The sequence below is a fragment of the Enterobacter ludwigii genome (assembly GCF_001750725.1).
Lineage (GTDB): Bacteria > Pseudomonadota > Gammaproteobacteria > Enterobacterales > Enterobacteriaceae > Enterobacter > Enterobacter ludwigii.
In genome coordinates this window covers 3,138,169-3,157,837 of the sequence record NZ_CP017279.1, presented here as the reverse complement: position 1 = coordinate 3,157,837, position 19,669 = coordinate 3,138,169, and the positions used below count along the sequence as shown (strand labels likewise).

Here is a 19,669-nt window from a genome sequence, read left to right as displayed (position 1 = left end):
TTTTTAAACATTTCGTGAAATTAAAATGAGAGCATCAGAAAACGCAGAAGGAATCACCATGACTCGCATCGTTTGTGTCGGCATTACCGTGCTGGATCGCATCTGGTATCTCGATGATTTACCGAAAGAAGGTGGCAAATATGTCGCAAAAGACTATACGGAGGTGGGCGGCGGTCCTGCGGCGACTGCGGCGGTGGCGGCAGCGAAACTGGGGGCTGAGGTGGACTTTATTGGCCGGGTGGGTGATGACGATACCGGCAGAAGACTGCTCGCGGAGCTGGAGTCCCTGGGGGTAAACACGCGCTATACGCGGAGGGTGAAAGGAGCCCGTTCATCGCAATCGGCCGTGCTGGTGGATGGTCACGGGGAGCGTGTCATTGCTAACTACCCCAGCCCCGATCTCCCGGCTACGGCGGCATGGCTGCAGGATATCGACTTTTCGCAATGGGATATCGTATTAGCCGACGTGCGCTGGCACGAAGGGGCTAAACAGGCGTTCACCCTTGCCCGCCAGCAGGGCGTCAGCACGCTGCTTGATGCCGATGTCACCCCGCAGGACATTGCTGAGCTGGTCGCCTTAAGCGATCACGCGGCCTTCTCCGCGCCGGGTTTGCGGCGTTTAAGCCAGCTGGACGACACGGAAAGCGCGCTGAGAAAAGCACAAACGCTCACAAATGGACATGTCTACGTCACGCAAGGGCGTGAAGGGTGTTACTGGCTGGAGCAGGGCGCGCTTCGTCATCAGCCGGGATTTGCGGTCGACGTGGTGGATACCACAGGTGCAGGGGATGTCTTTCACGGTGCGCTGGCGGTGAGTCTGGCGCAGCAGGGGGCGTCACCAGACGCGGTACGTTTCGCGAGTGCGGTTGCGGCACTGAAATGTACCCGGCCCGGCGGACGGGCGGGTATACCTGACTGTGATCAAACCCGCTCTTTTTTGTCACTTTTTGTATAAAATGCGGGGCGTGATGGTTTTCAGAGGACAGCCCATGAGCCTTACCGAACTGACCGGCAACCCGCGGCACGATCAACTGCTTACGTTGATTGCTGACCGCGGCTATATGAACATTGATGAACTGGCGCAACTGCTGGACGTCTCAACGCAAACCGTGCGCCGGGATATCCGCAAGCTGAGTGAGCAGGGGCTGATCACGCGTCATCATGGCGGCGCGGGCAGGGCATCCAGCGTGGTGAACACCGCGTTTGAGCAACGTGAAGTCTCCTTGACCGAAGAGAAACGGGCCATTGCCGAAGCGATTGCCGACTACATTCCCGATGGTTCAACCATCTTCATTACTATCGGGACGACGGTGGAGCACGTTGCCCGGGCGCTGCTCAACCATAATCATCTGCGCATCATCACCAACAGCCTGCGGGTGGCGCATATTCTGTATAAGAACCCGCGCTTTGAAGTGATGGTGCCTGGCGGTACGCTGCGTCCGCATAACGGAGGCATTATCGGGCCTGCAGCGACGGCGTTCGTGTCAGGCTTCCGTGCCGATTACCTGGTGACCAGCGTCGGAGCAATTGAACACGACGGCGCGATGATGGAGTTTGACGTTAATGAAGCCAGCGTGGTGAAAACCATGATGGCCCACGCGCGACATATTTTACTGGCGGCCGATCATACGAAATACCACGCCTCTGCTGCCGTTGAAATTGGTAACGTGTCGCAGGCAACCGCGCTCTTCACCGATGAGCTACCGGGATCTGCACTGCACAATCATCTCAAATCCAGCAAGGTTGAAGTTGTTGAGGTGAATTCAGGCGACGAACAGCAGGCAGGCTAACCCTTCTTAATGGCCCGATATTCAGGCTCGGGCCTTTCCTTTCTGTAAGCTGAATCTGGCGCATAGCCAAACCTTATCTTTCCCGCTACAGTTACTTTTCCACGGCGAGCAGGAGATAAAAAATGCTTTATATCTTTGACTTAGGAAATGTAATCGTCGATATCGATTTTAATCGGGTGCTGGGCGCATGGAGCGACTTTAGCCGTGTCCCGCTGGCGACGTTAAAGCAGAGTTTCGCCATGGGCGAGACTTTCCATCAGCACGAGCGCGGCGAAATTAGCGATGAAGAATTTGCTGAACGTCTGTGTCATGAAATGGATGTGCCGTTAAGTTACGAGCAGTTTTCCCATGGCTGGCAGGCAGTGTTCGTCGCGATCCGCCCTGACGTGATCGCCATTATGCATAAACTCCGCGAGCAGGGGCATCGGGTTGTGGTGCTGTCGAATACTAACCGTCTGCATACCACGTTCTGGCCTGACGAGTATCCTGAGGTGCAGGCGGCGGCCGATAAAATCTACCTCTCCCAGGAGATGGGGATGCGTAAACCCGAAGCGCGTATCTATCAGGCGGTTCTGCAGGCGGAAGGATTTACCGCGGCTGATGCGGTCTTTTTCGACGACAATGCCGATAATATAGAGGGAGCTAACCAGTTGGGTATCACGTCAATTCTGGTGACCGGAAAGGAGACGATACCAAACTATTTTGCGAAGCAGTTATGCTAAAAACCGTTCATCAAAAAGCCACGCATCATACTCGTCCGCTCAGGGCGTGGCTGAAACTGCTCTGGCATCGCATTGATGAGGACAACATGACCACGCTGGCGGGTAACCTCGCCTACGTGTCATTGCTCTCGCTTGTGCCGCTGGTGGCCGTCATTTTTGCGCTATTTTCCGCTTTTCCGATGTTTGCAGATGTCAGCCTGCAGCTTCGCCACTTTGTCTTTGCGAATTTTATTCCCGCCACCGGGGATGTCATACAGAACTACATTGAACAGTTTGTCGCTAACTCCAGCAAAATGACGGCGGTCGGGGCGTGTGGCCTGATCGTCACGGCGCTGTTATTGATGTACGCCATAGATAACGCGCTGAATGCCATCTGGCGGAGTAAAAAGGCGCGGCCCAAGGTTTATTCCTTTGCGGTGTACTGGATGATCTTAACGCTGGGGCCCTTGCTGGCCGGAGCGAGTCTGGCTATCAGTTCGTATCTGCTTTCGCTGCGCTGGGCCAGCGATCTCAACGGCGTTATCGATAACCTGTTGCGTATCTTCCCGCTGATTTTATCGTGGCTCTCTTTCTGGCTGCTGTACAGCGTGGTACCGACCACGCGCGTGCCTAACCGCGATGCGGTCGTGGGCGCGCTGGTCGCGGCATTGCTCTTTGAACTGGGCAAAAAAGGGTTTGCCCTTTACATCACCATGTTCCCGTCTTATCAGCTGATTTACGGCGTGCTGGCGGTGATCCCCATTTTATTTGTCTGGGTCTACTGGACCTGGTGTATCGTCTTGCTTGGTGCCGAAATAACTGTCACTCTCGGCGTATACCGCGAACTTAAAAAAGCAGCAGAAGCTGAAAAACAACAAGAAGCAGACCAACCATGATTGCATTGATACAGCGCGTAACCCGTGCCAGCGTCACCGTGGAGGGAGAGGTGACGGGTGAAATTGGCCCAGGACTTTTAGTGTTGTTAGGTGTCGAAAAGGATGATGACGAACAGAAAGCCAACCGCTTATGCGAGCGCGTGCTGGGCTACCGCATTTTCAGCGATGCGGAAGGTAAGATGAACCTGAACGTTCAGCAGGCGGGTGGCAGCGTGCTGGTGGTCTCCCAGTTTACGCTGGCGGCCGATACCGAGCGCGGCATGCGCCCGGGTTTCTCTAAAGGTGCCGCACCGGATCGTGCAGAAGCCCTTTACGAGTACTTTGTGGCGCGTTGTCGTCAACAGGACATGAATACGCAAACCGGACGATTCGCTGCAGATATGCAGGTATCGCTGGTGAACGATGGCCCCGTCACATTCTGGCTCCAGGTATGAGCCAACTGGCGGCGTGGCCGCGGGTAACAAGAGAGAGTACAGCTATGTATCACCTTCGAGTACCGCAAACGGAAGAAGAGTTAGAAGCCTATTACCAGTTCCGCTGGGAAATGTTACGCAAGCCATTACATCAGCCAAAAGGGTCTGAGCGCGACGCCTGGGATGCGATGGCCCATCACCAGATGGTGATGGACGAAGAGGGTAACCTCGTCGCCGTCGGGCGTTTGTACATCAATGCCGATAACGAAGCTTCAATCCGCTTTATGGCGGTTCATCCTTCCGTGCAGGATAAAGGCCTCGGCACCTTGATGGCGATGACTCTTGAGTCCGTCGCCCGTCAGGAAGGGGTTAAGCGCGTCACCTGTAGCGCCCGCGAAGACGCCGTCGAATTCTTCGCCAAACTCGGTTTTGTTAACCAGGGGGAAATCACCGCCCCGCAAACCACGCCGATTCGTCACTTTTTGATGATCAAACCCATCGCTACGCTGGATGATATTCTCCATCGCGCCGACTGGTGTGGGCAGCTCCAGCAGGCCTGGTATCAGCACATTCCCCTGAGTGAAAAAATGGGCGTGCGTATTCAGCAGTACACCGGGCAAAAATTCATTACCACCATGCCGGAAATCGGCAATCAGAACCCCCATCACACCCTGTTTGCCGGCAGCCTGTTTTCACTCGCCACGCTGACCGGCTGGGGGCTTATCTGGCTGATGCTCCGCGAACGCCATCTTGGCGGCACCATTATTCTGGCCGATGCCCACATACGTTACAGCGCGCCGATCAGTGGTAAGCCGAGCGCCGTTGCCGATCTTGGCGCACTCGGGGGCGATCTCGACCGCCTGGCGCGCGGGCGTAAAGCGCGCGTACAGATGCGCGTTGAGCTGTTCGGCGATGAAACGCCGGGTGCCGTCTTTGAAGGTACCTACATCGTTCTTCCTGCGAAGCCGTTTGGCGCGTTTGAAGAGGGTGGAAACGAAGAAGAGTAGGCTCCGTCGTCCCGGCATGATTGCCGGGCTAATTCCCCGCGCCGATCCGTCTGGCAATATCCCTCAGAAGATCGCGCGCAGACGGGCTGACCCCGCCAAGCTGGAAAAATCCATGGATAACCCCCAGCCACCGCTGAGCCGTACACGTGACGCCTTGCTCAGTCAGGCGCTGATATAGCGCCTCACCTTCGTCGCAAAGCGGATCAAACTCGGCAGTAATGATGTGCACGGGAGGCAGGCCGCTAAAATCCTTTCGCCAGAGCGGGCTCGCTTCAGGATGCTGGCGTTCCGTGTTGGCCAGATAGAGCTCATATCCGCTCAGCAGCGTATCGCGGGTGATGACGTAATCCGCGCCGTTACGGGTATAACTTTCAAAATAGGCCGTGGCATCCAGCATCGGGTAGATAAGAATGAGCTGCGCAGGCTGCCAGAGTCCGGAAGACGTGAGCCGCAGGGCAGTCACCAGTGCCAGATGGCCTCCCGCGCTGTCCCCGCACAGGGTGATACGGTTTTTATCCACACCAAACATATCCGCGTATTGCCAGACCAGATGTGCGCCTCTTTCTGCATCATCATGGGCGGCAGGGTAGGTATGTTCAGGAGCAAGTCTGTACTGGATCGCAATGACGCGGCAGTTGCCATAAAACGCTAACTGGCGCAGTTGATTATCGTGAGTATCGAAGCCGCCGCTGATAAAGCATCCCCCGTGGTAGTAGATAACGGTCGGCAGCTTTTCAGCAGCATCTGGCGGAGAGAAGACGCGATATGTGATGCCTTCGAGGTTCAGCGTTTCTACGTCAACGCGCGTTTCTCTCTCACCGGCAAGCGCTGTGCTGGCAATATAGCCTGCTCTCCGGTCATCAATACTTTGGCTACGCGCAGAAGGGCGTCCTGCTGCGATGAACGCCTGAACCAGCGTATCAATCCCTTTTTCGAGTGCCATGTGGGTCCCTTTAATCTGTATGAATATACAGTGTTATAACTCAGTTTGCTGTCGAGTGAAACAGGGAAAATGAGGCTGAAAACGATTCTGGAAAGCGGCTCGCAAAAGTAAACATGGATGTTAAATTTGGCTTTAGTCCTGAATAACGCACGTGTAGTTTGCCTGAACAGTGATGCTGGAAGATATGCGAGAGGAAGGCGAGGATGTTTCAGTCAACCAGATACAGGCCGGGCAAACCAACGTTGCCCGGCACTGTGAGTGGGGATTACTCCCCTTCACCCGGGAACAGGAACGGGTTAATAGAGCTGCGGGCAAAGCCCTCTTGCTCCATTTTGGCGTCCAGAATCAGCGAGGCGAGATCGTCGGCGACGGCTTCGACTTTCGGGTCTTTTTCCTGATAAAGGATCTTCAGGTAGGTACCGCAGTCGCCGCAGCTTTCAGCTTTGACCGCCGCGTCTTCATTTTCCAGCGACCAGTAGTTGAGATCGCGCGTCTGCTCGCAGTTGCTGCATTTAATGCGCACCACGTGCCACTCGGTTTCACACAGGTTGCAGTGCAGATAACGCAGCCCCTGAGTGGTACCGATCTGCACCATGCTGGACACCGGCATTGAGCCGCATACCGGGCAGAATTGACGCGCTTCACCGTATTCGGCACGGGCTTTACCCGGGATCAGGCTGGCCATTTGCGCCCAGTAAAGCGACAACGCTGCCCAGATGAACGGCGCTTTGTCGCTGCTGACCAGGGAGAAATCGGACGCAAACAGCGCGCTCGCCATCTCTTCCAGCTCCTGATCGGAGGCTTTTTCCAGATTCTCAATGACCGCCAGCGCGGTACCGCTCATCTCGGGTTTCAGCTCGGCAATCAGGGAGTGCAGCAGCGTATGCCAGTGCTTATCGCGCGGCAGAACGTGGATATCCAGCGGAGGCTTACCCTGCTCGCTGGCCTCTTTGATGCGCGCGGTCAGGTCAATTTGCAGCGGGTGGTCGTACAGCACCACTTCCTGCGCATGGGCAACCAGCGCGGCAAAACGCAGAAAATCACCCAGTGGGTTGTTCTCTGCCAGCTCGCGCAGACGCTCTGCGCGGCGGTTATAGAGGTTCTTGAGTCTGGGGAATAACAACGGCGGAATATATTCCGCCGTGCGTTTCTCGCTCGAACCCAGCTCATCTTGCGGGATTATGCGAATACTCATTCAGATGACTTTTCCTGTTTCTGGCGGACCTCTCGGTACCAGCGCGGGTGATGTTTCTTCGCCCACGTACTGGTTACCCAGCCTTCCACCATCGCGGTAATGGTGCCTTTCACCCAAAGGGCGGCGTAAATATGCACCATGATAACCACAATTAACGCCACTGCGGCAAATGAATGCAGCATCAGCGCGAATCGGATCACCGGGATTGAGAAAGCAGGCGCAAAATACGGACGCCAGATGATCACGCCGCTCACCAGCAACAGGACCAGGAAGATAATCGCCGCCCAGAATACGCACTTCTGGCCGAAGTTATAACGCCCGGTATCACCCACTTCCTCGTTGACGACGATCTTACGAATATTCTTCGCCCAAAAGATATCATCCCGATTGATTAGGTTATGGTGCCAGTATCGGAAAAACATGATGATGAACGACGCGAACATGATGACGCCAACAAACGGGTGCAGTATACGCGCCAGCTGTGGTGTCCCCATGATCTGCATCAGCCAGTTGAAGGAGGGGAAGAAGAACCCCAGCCCGCTTATCGCCGCCAGCATGAAGCAGAAGGCGGTGACCCAGTGGTTAATGCGTTCCGGCGCGGTATAGCGCACGATGGTGTCACGTTTTTTCATTTGCGCACCTCGTCTTTCTCTTCATGCAGGTTGTCGTCTTCCTCTTCCGCGCGGTTCGGACCAACACCGACATAGTGGAAGATGCTCGCTGCGAAGGTGGCAGCAAAACCCACCGCTGCCAGCGGTTTCCAGATGCCTTTCCAGAACTTCACGGTCGCGCTGATTTCCGGGTTCTCCGGCAGGCCGTGATACAGATTCGGCTTGTCTGCGTGGTGCAGCACATACATCACGTGCGTGCCGCCCACGCCGGCCGGATCGTACAGGCCTGCGTTGTCGTAGCCACGGGTTTTCAGTTCGCTCACGCGTTCAGCCGCCAGCGTTTTCATATCCTCTTTGGAACCAAAGTGGATAGCGCCCGTCGGACAGGTTTTCACGCACGCAGGCTCCTGGCCGACGTTTACGCGGTCTACGCACAGCGTGCATTTGTAGACGCGGTTGTCTTCCGGGTTCATGCGAGGGACATCGAACGGGCAGCCCGCTATGCAGTAGCCGCAGCCAATGCACTGCTCGGACTGGAAGTCGACGATACCGTTAGCATACTGAATGATAGCCCCTTCTGACGGACATGCCTTCAGGCAGCCCGGATCCGCACAGTGCATACAGCCATCTTTGCGGATAAGCCATTCCAGTTTGTCGTTCTGTTCCACTTCCGAGAAACGCATCACCGTCCAGGACTTGGCGGTCAGGTCAGCCGGGTTGTCGTACACCCCGACGTTGTGACCCACTTCATCACGGAGGTCGTTCCACTCAGAACAGGCCACCTGGCAGGCTTTACAGCCGATACAGGTGGTCACGTCGATAAGCTTCGCCACTTCCTGCTGGTGGTCCCGCGCCTGAGGCGCGGGCGTGAAACCGTTAGTCGCGGAACGACGGATAATGTCTTGAGATTGATAAGCCATAAGTCGTCTCCGTTACACCTTTTCCACGTTCACGAGGAAGGCCTTAAACTCCGGCGTCTGCGTGTTCGCATCACCGACGAACGGCGTCAGGGTGTTCGCAATGAACCCTTTCTTCGCCACGCCCTCATAACCCCAGTGAATCGGAATACCGATGGTATCCACCTGCTGACCGTGAACGTTCAGCGTGCGAATACGCTTGGTCACCACCGCCTTGGCCTTGATGTAGCCACGGTTAGAAGAGACCTTCACGGTATCGCCATGGGCAATGCCGAGCTTGTTCGCCAGCTTCTCGCCGATCTCCACAAACTGTTCCGGCTGCGCGATAGCGTTAAGCAGCGCGTGCTTGGTCCAGTAGTGGAAGTGTTCGGTCAGACGGTAAGTGGTGCCCACATACGGGAACTTGTCTTTTTTACCCAGCGCGTCGAAATCGCCCTTAAAGATGCGGGCTGCCGGGTTAGAGACCACGTTCGGGTGCAGCGGGTTGGTGCCCAGCGGCGTCTCAAACGGCTCGTAGTGTTCCGGGAATGGCCCTTCCGCCATCTTATCGATAGCAAACAGGCGTCCCATCCCTTCAGGCTGCATGATAAACGGCCCGACATCGCTGCCTGGAGGGGCAGTACTGTAGTCCGGAATATCCACACCGCCCCATTTCGCGCCGTCCCATTTCAGCAACTGACGCTTCGGATCCCACGGATTACCCTGCGGGTCAGCGGAAGCACGGTTGTAGAGAATGCGGCGGTTCAGCGGCCATGCCCAGGCCCAGCCCAGCGTATTGCCGAGGCCTGACGGGTCAGCATTATCGCGGTTGGCCATCTGGTTACCTTTCGGCGTCCAGCTACCGGCAAAGATCCAGCAGCCACTGGCGGTCGTGCCGTCATCACGCAGGTGCGCGAAGGTACTGAGCTGATCGCCTTTCTTCGCCAGCACCGTCCCGGTGGCCGGGTCGATAACATCTGCCAGCGCTTTACCGTTGCTCTCCATCGCCACTTCTTCCGGCGCTGGGTTTTCCGGCGTCGAGTAGTTCCAGGTCATGTTCAGCACCGGTTCCGGGTTCGCACCGCCTTCCGCCGCATACATCTTACGCAGGCGTAAGAAGATACCGGCCAGGATCTCGCCGTCGTTCATGGCGATGCCCGGGGCGTCCGCACCTTTCCAGTGCCACTGCAGCCAGCGGCCAGAGTTCACGATGGAACCGTTCTCTTCCGCGAAGCAGGTAGAAGGCAGACGGAACACTTCAGTCTGAATCTTCGATGGGTCAACGTCATTCGACTCACCGTGGTTCTGCCAGAAGGTCGACGTCTCGGTGTTGAGTGGGTCAATCGTCACCAGGAACTTCAGTTTCGACAGCGATTCAACAACCTTGTTCTTGTTCGGGAATGAGGCGACCGGGTTAAAGCCCTGGCACAGATAGCCATTCACCTTGCCCTGATGCATCATCTCGAAGTACTGCAGAACGTCGTAACCTTTGTCCCACTTCGGCAGCCAGTCAAAGCCCCAGCTGTTTTCCGCTGTCGCTTTGTCACCGAAGAAGGCTTTCATCATCGAGACGAAGAACTTCGGATAGTTGCCCCAGTAGTTCACCTGACCTTCGAGCAGCGGTTTAGGCGTACTGGCTGTGAGGTAGGTTTGCAGGTCGGTCTGTTTTTCGCTTGGCAGGTTCATGTAACCTGGCAGGCTTTGAGACAGCAGACCAAGGTCGGTCAGACCCTGAATGTTGGAGTGACCACGCAGGGCGTTCACGCCGCCGCCAGCCATCCCCATGTTGCCGAGCAGCAGCTGTACCATCGCCATGGTACGGATGTTCTGCGCGCCGACAGAGTGTTGGGTCCAGCCGAGCGCGTAGAGGAACGACGCCGTTTTGTCTTTCGCGCTGGTTTCGGCGATAAGCTCGCACACCTTCAGGAAGTCTTCCTTCGGCGTACCACAGATGTTTTCGACAACGTCCGGCGTGTAGCGGGAAACGTGCTCTTTCAGCAGGTTCCACACGCAGCGCGGATGCTGCAGCGTCGTATCACGCTTCGCAAAGCCTTTCTCGTCCAGCTCATAGTTCCAGCTGGTCTTGTCGTATTTGCGTTTTTCGGCGTCATAACCGCTGAACAGTCCATCTTCGAAGTGGTAATCCTCACGCACGATCAGGCTGGCGTTGGTATAGGCTTCGGTGTATTCGCGGTTATATTTTTCGTTGGTCATCAGGTACAGCAATACGCCTGACAGGAAAGTGATGTCAGTACCTGAACGAATAGGGGTGTAGAAATCCGCCACTGACGCAGTACGCGTAAAGCGGGGATCGATCACAATCAGTTTCGCACCGTTGTGGATTTTGGCTTCCATCGCCCAGCGGAACCCGACAGGGTGCGCTTCAGCGGCGTTACCGCCCATCACCACAATAAGGTTGGCGTTCTTGATGTCGACCCAGTGGTTGGTCATCGCACCGCGACCAAATGTTGGAGCAAGACTTGCTACCGTTGGTCCGTGTCAGACACGCGCCTGGTTGTCGACCGCGAGCATACCGAGTGCACGCGTAAATTTCTGGGTTAAATAGCCGGTTTCGTTACTGGAAGCAGACGCACACAGCATCCCGGTGGAGAGCCAGCGGTTGACGGTGACGCCTTCAGCGTTCTTCGCAATAAAGTTGGCATCGCGGTCTTCTTTAATCAGTTTAGCGATGCGGTCAAATGCGTCTTCCCAGCTGATTTGCTGCCATTTATCGGAACCTGGCGCACGATATTCAGGGAATTTCAGGCGGCTTTCGGAGTGGATAAAGTCAACCAGGCCGGCACCTTTCGGGCACAGCGCGCCGCGGTTGACCGGATGGTCCGGGTCACCTTCGATATGGAAGATAGACGCTTTGGCGTTTTTAGCACCGTCGCCGAGGCTATACATCAACAGCCCGCAACCGACAGAGCAGTACGTACAGGTATTACGGGTTTCACGGGTGCGCAGCAGTTTATATTGCCGCGTCTCCGCCAGCGCTACACCGGGTGCAAAACCCAGTGCCGCCGCCGTGGTGCCTGCCATACCGCCAGCGCAGATCTTAAAGAACTGCCTTCTGCTGACCTGCATGGGTCACTCCTTGTTTCGACATTGCTTACATATGTAGTTTTGACTTCGCGGTTGAACAGTGACCGCAAAGGAGAAAAATTTGCGTTAATCCCTCAGTTCTACGAGGGATATCATCAGAATACCACAATGTCGGTACGCCTGTTCCAATGGCGTTAATACAAAGTGAACGTATTATCACTGTGTTGATTATAAAGTGTGATATGAGTCACATTATTGCCCCGGCATGTTAAAGGGCTGTATCACCGCCTCGGTTGCGCCTCTCCCAAATGAGTAGGTAAACTTGATGAGGATGGGTGCTGAAAAGTTGATCCATACTATGCGTATGGCCTGCGGTTTGTGATGCAATAGCAGGCTCACCTCCGTGGTTGTTCAGGAATACCGCTGTGTCTAAACAAAACCGTGTTACCCACTCGTCGCCACTGCCTGCCGGTATCGTGGAACTGTCGGTACACAGACCGCCCCACATTACCCACACCACGCCTGATTTTCTGGCGGAGGAAGTGCCCGTTGCTCTGGTTTACAACGGTATTTCCCATGTGGTGATGATGGCCTCGCCCAAAGATCTGGAGCTGTTTGCGATTGGTTTTTCCCTCTCGGAAGGCATCATTGAGCACCCGCAAGAAATTTACGGCATGGATGTGGTGAAGGCCTGCAACGGCCTTGAAGTGCAAATCGAACTCTCAAGCCGCCGCTTTATGGGGCTCAAAGAGCGGCGACGCGCGCTGGCCGGGCGTACCGGATGTGGGGTTTGCGGGGTAGAGCAGCTCAATGATATCGGTAAGCCTGTCGCACCTCTGCCGTTTACCCAGACTTTCAATCTGGCCCATCTCGACCATGCCCTTGAACATCTGAATGACGTGCAACCTGTCGGCCAGCTGAGCGGATGCACGCATGCGGCGGCATGGGTTCTGCCATCGGGCGATATTGCCGGGGGGCATGAGGATGTCGGCCGCCATGTGGCGCTGGATAAACTGATGGGCCGCCGGGCGCGCGAAAGCGACCTCTGGCAGCAGGGGGCGGCACTGGTCTCCAGCCGCGCCAGCTACGAGATGGTGCAAAAGTCGGCGATGTGCGGCGTTGAAATCCTTTTTGCCGTATCGGCCGCGACCACGCTGGCGGTGGAAGTGGCGGAGCGCTGTAATCTGACGCTGGTGGGGTTCTGTAAGCCGGGAAGGGCGACGATTTATACCCATCCGCAGCGTTTAATAGTTAATCAGTAAATTTGAAAAAGAATAGCAAATCCTTCCGCTTTTAGTTGTTCATGATGAGGTCTACTATTTATCTCATCAAGGCACGGTGCCTTAAACAAACAACTAATTGAAAGGGTTTATATCATGAAAAGCATCAAAACTTTTGTCGCAGTAATCGCTCTGGCTACGTCTTTCGGTTCTTTCGCTGCACAGACTGTGACCGCAACCGCCTCTACCATTGATGGCGCAGAAGCGAAAATTGCTGCACAGGCTCAGGAAGCGGGCGCGTCATCTTACAAAATTACGCAGGCGTTTACGGGTAACCGCGTACACATGACCGCTGAACTGAACAAATAAGCTGCCACACCGTCGAAAGAGCGCCCCAGGGGCGCTTTTTTTATTGGATACCCGCCAGGCGCAGCATTGCAGTCACGACCGCTGCCGCCACGATCACCACAATTAACGGCATTTTTCGCCATGCCAGAAACACTGCAAACGCCACGCCCAGTACGCGCGCCATACCGGCAAAATGCTCACCTTCATAGAAGGTGGTCGCCAGCGCGACGGAAAACAGCAAAACCGTTGCCGCATCTGAAAGCAGAGCCTGAGAGCGGTCTGACAGCGCCAGTCGGTTGCCGAGTTTTGCCCCGCCGAGACGCATTAAATAGGTTCCCACGGAAAGCACGGCGATACCGAGAATAAAGACCGTCATATTCCCCATTATTTTTTCCTCGCAGCAAGACCCAGTAAAGAGAGCAGAACCGGTAAACCCACCGGGGCAAACGGCACGGCGGCCAGTGACAATGCAGCACCGCTGCAGGCGCGGATCAGGGTAGTGCGATTTTTAAAAGCCGGCACCACTAACGCCAGTAAAATCGCCGGGAATACCGCATCCAGCCCGATGGTTTCAAGGTCCGGCAACAGTTTGCCAACCATGGTGCCCAGCAATGTACCCAGCGGCCAGACGATCGCCACGCCTAAACCGCATAACCAGTATGCCGCCTTACGCTGTTCGGGCGTTTTTTGCGACAACCCGAACACCACGCTTTCGTCGTTCATAATGTGGCAACCCAGAAAACTCAGGCCACGTTTACCCACCAGTTCACGCACCGTCACTCCAAACGGTACATGACGTGCATTAACCAGTAATCCGGCAGCCGCCGCTGCCAGAGGGTTACCGCCGCTTGCCACAATGCCGATAAACATAAATTCAGAGGCACCCGCCAGCACGGTAATGGAGAGTAAAAACGGGACCCAGACCGGGAAACCGTAGGCCATTGCCAGCGAACCATAGGACATCCCGACGACGCCTACCGCGAGACACACCAGGATGATTGCTTTTATCGTGTCGCCTTTCAGGATTGAGAGATGATGCTTCATACAATTTTAGCCATATCGAACGTATTTCCATTATAATGAACGCATCAGAATCGTTTTTCAAGACGAACGATTCGTTCGATTTATAGAACAAAGGGGCCGTTTTTATGACGCAGCCAATCAGCGTGATCGCTAAAAGTCTGGTGCGAGAACGCCTGCGAACCGGACTTTCACTGGCGGAAATCGCGCGCCGTGCCGGGATCGCTAAATCCACGCTGTCGCAGCTGGAGTCCGGCAACGGGAATCCCAGCCTGGAGACGCTCTGGTCACTCTGTGTGGCGCTGGACATTCCTTTTGCCCGTTTGCTTGAACCGCAGCAGCCGACCACTCAGGTGATCCGCCGTGGAGAAGGAACGAAGGTGGTTGCCGGACAGGCCAATTATGAAGCCATTTTGCTGGCGGCGTGCCCGCCGGGCGCGCGTCGTGACATCTACCTGTTACTCACCCAGCCGGGTGCCGACCGCATTTCTCAGCCACATCCGGCAGGCTCAGTGGAGCATATTATTGTGACGCAGGGTAGAGCGCTGGTTGGTCTGATCGACGCGGCGGAAGAGCTTGGCCCGGGGGATTACATTTGCTATCCCGCTGACCAGCCGCATATCTTTAAGGCCCTGGAGCCGGATACGCACGCGCTTCTGGTGGCTGAACAAAATTAACGCAGATACGGAAAATCATGTCGCTTAAAGCCATTGCCAAAGAACTGGGGCTGTCTGTTACCACCGTTAGCCGCGCCCTTAACGGGTATGACGATGTCTCCCGCGAGACGCGCGCCCGCGTCGAAGCGGAGGCTCAGCGCCGTGGCTACCGGCCAAACACCTTCGCGCGTCGCCTGAAGATGGGCAAAATCGACGCCGTGGGTCTGGTTTTTCCGGTGCATCCTGTTCCGCTCAATAACAGCGTCTTTATGGACATGGTCGGCGAAATTAGCCACGAACTGGCGCGACATGAAATCGATCTCCTGCTGATTGCCGATGACGATCTGGCGGATAAGCACAGCTATATGCGTATGGTGCAAAGTCGTCGCGTGGATGCGCTGATTGTGGCGCACACGCTGGATCATGACCCGCGGCTGGAACAGCTTCAGGCCGCCGGTTTTCCCTTTCTCGCGCTCGGGCGCAGCCAACTGCCGCAGCCCTATGCGTGGTTTGATTTCGACAACTATGCCGGCACGTACAATGCCACCCGCTGGCTGATTGAAAAGGGGCATCGCCGCATCGCCTTGCTGGGTGAAAGCAACAATCAGGCCTTCATCACCCAGCGCCGCCAGGGTTATCTGGATGCGCTACGCGAAGCCGGGTTATCCAGCGAATGGCTGTGCGCCATGCCGCCTTCGCGCCGCGTGGGTTACGCCACGACGAATGAACTTCTCTCCCTGCCGCAGCCCCCCACGGCCATCATTACCGACTGCAACACTCACGGCGACGGCGCGGCCATGGCGCTGGCGCAGCGGGGTCTTCTCTGCGGTGAAAACGCCGTTTCGCTGGTGGTTTACGACGGCTTACCGCAGGACAGCATTGTCGATGTTGATGTGGCGGCGGTTATTCAGTCCACCCGCCAGGGCGTCGGGAAACAGATCGCTGACATGGTGCGTCAGTTGATTAACGGCGACGATATCGCTCAGCTTCAGGTGCTCTGGCAGCCAGAGTTCTTCCCGGGCCAGACGGCCTAAACACAGCAAAATTCCAAAGCCGATCACAGATCCGAAACGTTTTGGTTTGTATCCGAAACGTTTCGGATCAACACTCAGATCATCCCGATGACAGGAGAGGTCTGATGCACGATTCCATTTTTCGACTCGAAAGTAAGGCGGTTGACCTGGTGATTACCACGCACCCGTTCGCCGAAATTCTCTACTGGGGGCCGCACCTTCACCACTTTTCACCGCAAGATGTGGTAAGTCTTGCTCGTCCGGTGGCGAACGGCAGGCTCGACGTTGACGCCCCGGTGACGCTGATGGCGGAGCTGGGACACGGTCTGTTTGGTTCGCCCGGTATTGAAGGGCACCGCCAGGGGCTGGACGGGTCGCCTGTCTTTAAGACCACCCATGTGCAGCACGAGGGGCAAACCCTGACGTTAACGGCGGAAGATGAACATGCCGGGTTGCGTCTGACCAGCGAGCTGGCACTGGATGCAAGCGGGGTTCTGGTGGTGCGTCACGGTTTAACTAACCTGCGGGCGCAGGCGTGGCAGGTTGATCGTTTCGCCGTGACGCTACCGGTCGCTGAACGCGCGCAGGACGTGATGGCGTTCCACGGACGCTGGATCCGTGAGTTCCAGCCGCATCGCGTGAAGCTTGAACACGACAGCGTTGTGATTGAAAACCGCCGCGGCAGGACCTCTCACGAACACTTCCCGGCGCTGATCGCCGGTACGTCCTCATTTAACGAAATGCACGGCGACGTCTGGGGCGTGCATCTGGGCTGGAGCGGCAACCACCGCCTGCGTGCGGAAGTCAAAACCGACGGACGCCGCTATCTGCAGGCCGAAGCCCTCTACCTGCCGGGAGAAATGGCGATTGAAGAGGGGGAAACGCTCTGGACACCACGCCTGTATGCGAGCTACTCCGCACGGGGTCTGAACGGCATGAGCCAGTCGTTCCACCGGTATCTGCGCGAGAACGTTATCCGCTTCCCTGAAAACAAACCGCGCCCGGTACATCTCAATACCTGGGAGGGGATCTACTTCAGCCATGACCCGGCGTACATCATGCGCATGGCCGATGAGGCTGCGGCGCTGGGCGTAGAGCGTTTTATCATCGACGACGGCTGGTTCAAAGGCCGTAACGATGACCACGCGGCGCTGGGTGACTGGTACCTGGACGAGAAAAAATACCCGGACGGGCTGACGCCGGTGATTAACCATGTGAAAAAGCGCGGCATGGAATTTGGTATCTGGATTGAGCCGGAGATGATTAACCCGGACTCGGATCTGTATCGCGCCCATCCCGACTGGGTGCTGGCGCTGCCGGGCTACACCCAGGCAACGGGCCGTCATCAACTGGTGCTCAACCTGAATATTCCGCAGGCTTTTGATTATCTGGTCGAGCGCATGAGCTGGCTGCTGGGCGAACATGCCATCGACTACGTTAAGTGGGATATGAACCGCGAACTGGTACAGCCCGGGCACCACGGCAAAGCCGCCGCGGATGCGCAGACGCGGCAGTTTTATCGTCTGTTAGACGTGCTGGGCGAGCGTTTTCCGCACATCGAATTTGAGTCCTGCTCCTCGGGCGGCGGGCGAATCGATTATGAAGTCCTGACCCGCAGTCACCGCTTCTGGGCCTCTGACAACAACGACGCGCTGGAGCGCAATACCATCCAGCGTGGCATGAGCTACTTCTTCCCGCCGGAAGTGATGGGCGCGCATATCGGTCATCATAAATGTCACGCCACCTTCCGCCAGCACAGCATTGCTTTCCGCGGCCTGACGGCACTGTTTGGCCATATGGGACTGGAGCTTGATCCGCTCACCGTCGATGCTCAGGAGCGTGAAGGCTATCGCCATTACGCCGCGCTGCACAAGCAGTGGCGGGAAGTCATCCATCACGGTACCCAGTGGCGCGTGGATATGCCGGATGCCAGCACGCTGGCGCAGGGTATAGTGAGCGAAGACAAAACGCAGGGGTTGTTTATGGTCAGCCAACTGGCCATGCCGGATTACACGCTCATGATGCCGCTGCGCATGCCGGGGCTCGACGCGCAGGCGCAGTACCGCATCACGCTGCTCGACCACCCCAACATTCGACTCACCGGTGAGGGCGGGCACACCATGCGCAAGCTACCGGCGTGGATGGAAACGTCCCAGACGGCCAGCGGTGAGTGGCTGATGCAGGCGGGGATCGCACTGCCGATTCTGGACCCGGAAACCGCCATTCTGATTGGCGTTGAACGCGTGTAAGGGTGATGGGCCGGGAGACTGGCCCTCCGTTGAGGATAAAAATAATGAACACAACAACCTGTACCCACAAAGACAACCCTAACTTCTGGATCTTCGGGCTGTTCTTCTTTCTCTACTTCTTCATTATGGCCACCTGCTTTCCGTTTCTGCCGATCTGGTTGTCGGATGTCATCGGCCTGAACAAAACCCATACCGGGATCGTATTCTCCTGTATCTCGCTTTCGGCCATCGCCTTCCAGCCCGTGCTTGGGGTCATTTCGGATAAGCTGGGGCTGAAAAAACACCTGCTGTGGATTATCACGGTGCTGCTGTTTCTGTTCGCGCCGTTCTTCCTGTATGTCTTTGCGCCACTGCTGAAAACCAGTATCTGGCTGGGGGCGCTGAGCGGCGGTCTGTATATCGGTTTTGTCTTCTCCGCAGGTTCAGGCGCAATTGAGGCCTACATCGAACGCGTGAGCCGTAACAGCGTGTTTGAATACGGCAAGGCGCGCATGTTCGGCTGTCTCGGCTGGGGGCTGTGCGCTTCAACGGGCGGTATTCTGTTTGGCATCGACCCGTCGTATGTCTTCTGGATGGGATCAGCGGCTGCGCTGCTGCTGATGCTGTTGCTGGTGGTTGCGAAACCGAAGCCAAACCAGACTGCGCAGGTGATGAATGCGCTGGGGGCTAACCAGCCGCAGATCACCGCCAGGACGGTCTTTAACCTGTTCCGTCAGCGCAGAATGTGGATGTTCATTCTGTACGTCATCGGTGTGGCCTGCGTGTATGACGTTTTTGACCAGCAGTTTGCCACCTTCTTTAAAACCTTCTTCGCAACGCCGCAGGAGGGAACGCGAGCCTTTGGTTTTGCCACTACGGCGGGGGAAATTTGCAACGCGATCATCATGTTCTGCTCGCCGTGGATCATCAACCGTATCGGCGCGAAGAATACGCTGCTGATTGCCGGGCTGATTATGGCGACGCGCATTATCGGCTCGTCGTTCGCCACCACCGCGGTGGAGGTCATTGCCCTGAAGATGCTGCACGCGCTGGAGGTTCCGTTCTTGCTGGTGGGGGCGTTCAAATACATCACTGGCGTGTTCGATACCCGTCTGTCGGCCACTATCTATCTGATTGGCTTCCAGTTTTCCAAACAGTCGGCGGCGATTTTCCTCTCTGCTTTCGCCGGGAATATGTATGACCGGATCGGTTTCCAGGAGACCTACCTGATGCTGGGGTGTTTTGTACTGGCGATTACGGTGGTCTCGGCCTTTACGCTGAGCAGTAAGCAGGAGATTGCGGCGCGCCGCGCTGCGGTGGAGGCAAACTAACGCAGGACGCTGCCGCGGATGCGGCAGCGTTAACGCTTTAGGGCAGGTAAAACACCGCTTTCAGTTCGGCACTCACCGGGCTATTGTCGGGGTTCGAGGGCATTACCTCACCCATGTATTTCCACCAGCGCTGACAAACGTCGGTCTTTGCCACCGCGTTCCAGCGCGCTTCCGATTCAATTTCAACGCTCGCAAACAGCAGGTTACGCGCCTCATCGAGATAGATAGCGTAGTGGTGCGCACCGTGGTCTTTTAATACCGCCTCCAGCTCTGGCCAGATGGGGTTATGGCGACGCGCGTACTCGTCGTGCGCGTCAGGGTTCACCTGCATCACAAATGCTTTGCGGATCATCATG

The 19,669-nt window shown here is 56.3% G+C and carries 20 protein-coding genes; 12 read left to right on the top strand and 8 right to left on the bottom strand.

Translation table 11 applies throughout. The features are described from left to right. Positions 1–58: 58 nt before the first annotated feature. The 6 genes from BH714_RS14855 (at position 59) to fabY (ending at position 4,807) form a co-directional block, all read left to right on the top strand. Positions 59–955, top strand: a complete 897-nt coding sequence (locus BH714_RS14855; RefSeq protein ID WP_040018304.1) for a sugar kinase — start codon at positions 59–61, stop codon at positions 953–955. A 34-nt stretch (positions 956–989) separates the two neighbouring features. Next, positions 990–1,790, top strand: coding sequence for a DeoR/GlpR family DNA-binding transcription regulator (locus BH714_RS14850; protein ID WP_032679260.1), 801 nt, complete (start codon positions 990–992; stop codon positions 1,788–1,790). 122 nt (positions 1,791–1,912) lie between these two features. Next, the gene (gene yihX, locus BH714_RS14845; RefSeq protein WP_014172238.1) at positions 1,913–2,512 is read left to right on the top strand and encodes a glucose-1-phosphatase; all 600 of its coding nucleotides are present in this window, start codon (positions 1,913–1,915) and stop codon (positions 2,510–2,512) included. Continuing rightward, positions 2,506–3,387: a virulence factor BrkB family protein gene (locus tag BH714_RS14840; protein WP_014172237.1), complete on the top strand. Its 882-nt coding sequence runs from the start codon at positions 2,506–2,508 to the stop codon at positions 3,385–3,387. The genes yihX and BH714_RS14840 overlap by 7 nt, the downstream gene beginning before the upstream one ends. Continuing rightward, positions 3,384–3,821, top strand: coding sequence for a D-aminoacyl-tRNA deacylase (gene dtd / locus BH714_RS14835; protein WP_020883977.1), 438 nt, complete (start codon positions 3,384–3,386; stop codon positions 3,819–3,821). The genes BH714_RS14840 and dtd overlap by 4 nt, the downstream gene beginning before the upstream one ends. Before the next feature lie 44 nt (positions 3,822–3,865). Then, complete coding sequence (gene fabY / locus BH714_RS14830) at positions 3,866–4,807, top strand: fatty acid biosynthesis protein FabY (RefSeq protein WP_020883976.1); 942 nt, start codon at positions 3,866–3,868, stop codon at positions 4,805–4,807. 28 nt (positions 4,808–4,835) lie between these two features. Here the strand turns inward: fabY and BH714_RS14825 are convergent, their stop codons facing one another. From BH714_RS14825 to fdnG, 5 genes are all read right to left on the bottom strand, one after another. Continuing rightward, a complete protein-coding gene (locus tag BH714_RS14825; RefSeq protein ID WP_040018303.1) occupies positions 4,836–5,750 on the bottom strand; it encodes an alpha/beta hydrolase in 915 nt (304 codons plus the stop codon). Positions 5,751–6,015: 265 nt separating this feature from the next. Further along, on the bottom strand, positions 6,016–6,945 hold the full coding sequence (fdhE, locus tag BH714_RS14820) for a formate dehydrogenase accessory protein FdhE (RefSeq protein WP_040018302.1): 930 nt from the start codon (positions 6,943–6,945) through the stop codon (positions 6,016–6,018). After that, positions 6,942–7,577 (bottom strand): formate dehydrogenase cytochrome b556 subunit, encoded by a 636-nt coding sequence (fdoI, locus tag BH714_RS14815; protein WP_014172232.1) that lies wholly within the window; start codon positions 7,575–7,577, stop codon positions 6,942–6,944. Before fdoI ends, fdhE begins: the two co-directional genes overlap by 4 nt. Further along, positions 7,574–8,476 carry a formate dehydrogenase subunit beta gene (gene fdxH, locus BH714_RS14810; protein WP_040018301.1) on the bottom strand — a complete coding sequence of 301 codons (903 nt, stop codon included), beginning with the start codon at positions 8,474–8,476 and terminating at the stop codon, positions 7,574–7,576. Before fdxH ends, fdoI begins: the two co-directional genes overlap by 4 nt. Positions 8,477–8,488: 12 nt before the next feature. Further along, the gene (gene fdnG, locus BH714_RS14805; protein WP_088202997.1) at positions 8,489–11,539 is read right to left on the bottom strand and encodes a formate dehydrogenase-N subunit alpha; all 3,051 of its coding nucleotides are present in this window, start codon (positions 11,537–11,539) and stop codon (positions 8,489–8,491) included. A gap of 383 nt (positions 11,540–11,922) precedes the next feature. Between fdnG and fdhD the strand changes: the two genes are divergently transcribed. Next, positions 11,923–12,759, top strand: coding sequence for a formate dehydrogenase accessory sulfurtransferase FdhD (gene fdhD / locus BH714_RS14795; RefSeq protein WP_020883973.1), 837 nt, complete (start codon positions 11,923–11,925; stop codon positions 12,757–12,759). A 114-nt stretch (positions 12,760–12,873) separates the two neighbouring features. Continuing rightward, on the top strand, positions 12,874–13,086 hold the full coding sequence (locus BH714_RS14790) for a YdgH/BhsA/McbA family protein (protein ID WP_008501827.1): 213 nt from the start codon (positions 12,874–12,876) through the stop codon (positions 13,084–13,086). A gap of 40 nt (positions 13,087–13,126) precedes the next feature. On the opposite strand, the gene BH714_RS14785 is transcribed toward BH714_RS14790, so the two are convergent. After that, positions 13,127–13,450 (bottom strand): AzlD domain-containing protein, encoded by a 324-nt coding sequence (locus tag BH714_RS14785; RefSeq protein ID WP_040018299.1) that lies wholly within the window; start codon positions 13,448–13,450, stop codon positions 13,127–13,129. Next, the gene (locus tag BH714_RS14780; protein ID WP_040018298.1) at positions 13,450–14,109 is read right to left on the bottom strand and encodes an AzlC family ABC transporter permease; all 660 of its coding nucleotides are present in this window, start codon (positions 14,107–14,109) and stop codon (positions 13,450–13,452) included. The genes BH714_RS14785 and BH714_RS14780 overlap by 1 nt, the downstream gene beginning before the upstream one ends. 104 nt (positions 14,110–14,213) lie before the next feature. Between BH714_RS14780 and BH714_RS14775 the strand changes: the two genes are divergently transcribed. The 4 genes from BH714_RS14775 to BH714_RS14760 all read left to right on the top strand — a co-directional run bounded on the left by BH714_RS14775 (position 14,214) and on the right by BH714_RS14760 (position 19,313). Continuing rightward, complete coding sequence (locus tag BH714_RS14775) at positions 14,214–14,762, top strand: helix-turn-helix domain-containing protein (RefSeq protein WP_014172225.1); 549 nt, start codon at positions 14,214–14,216, stop codon at positions 14,760–14,762. A 17-nt stretch (positions 14,763–14,779) separates the two neighbouring features. Continuing rightward, complete coding sequence (locus tag BH714_RS14770; RefSeq protein WP_040018296.1) at positions 14,780–15,775, top strand: substrate-binding domain-containing protein; 996 nt, start codon at positions 14,780–14,782, stop codon at positions 15,773–15,775. 104 nt (positions 15,776–15,879) lie between these two features. Continuing rightward, positions 15,880–18,003, top strand: coding sequence for an alpha-galactosidase (locus BH714_RS14765; RefSeq protein ID WP_040018295.1), 2,124 nt, complete (start codon positions 15,880–15,882; stop codon positions 18,001–18,003). Between the two features lie 44 nt (positions 18,004–18,047). Then, entirely contained in the window at positions 18,048–19,313 is a 1,266-nt protein-coding gene (locus BH714_RS14760) for an MFS transporter (protein ID WP_040018294.1), read from the top strand. A 37-nt stretch (positions 19,314–19,350) separates the two neighbouring features. Here the strand turns inward: BH714_RS14760 and rhaM are convergent, their stop codons facing one another. After that, on the bottom strand, positions 19,351–19,665 hold the full coding sequence (gene rhaM, locus BH714_RS14755; RefSeq protein ID WP_032679248.1) for an L-rhamnose mutarotase: 315 nt from the start codon (positions 19,663–19,665) through the stop codon (positions 19,351–19,353). Positions 19,666–19,669: the final 4 nt, after the last annotated feature.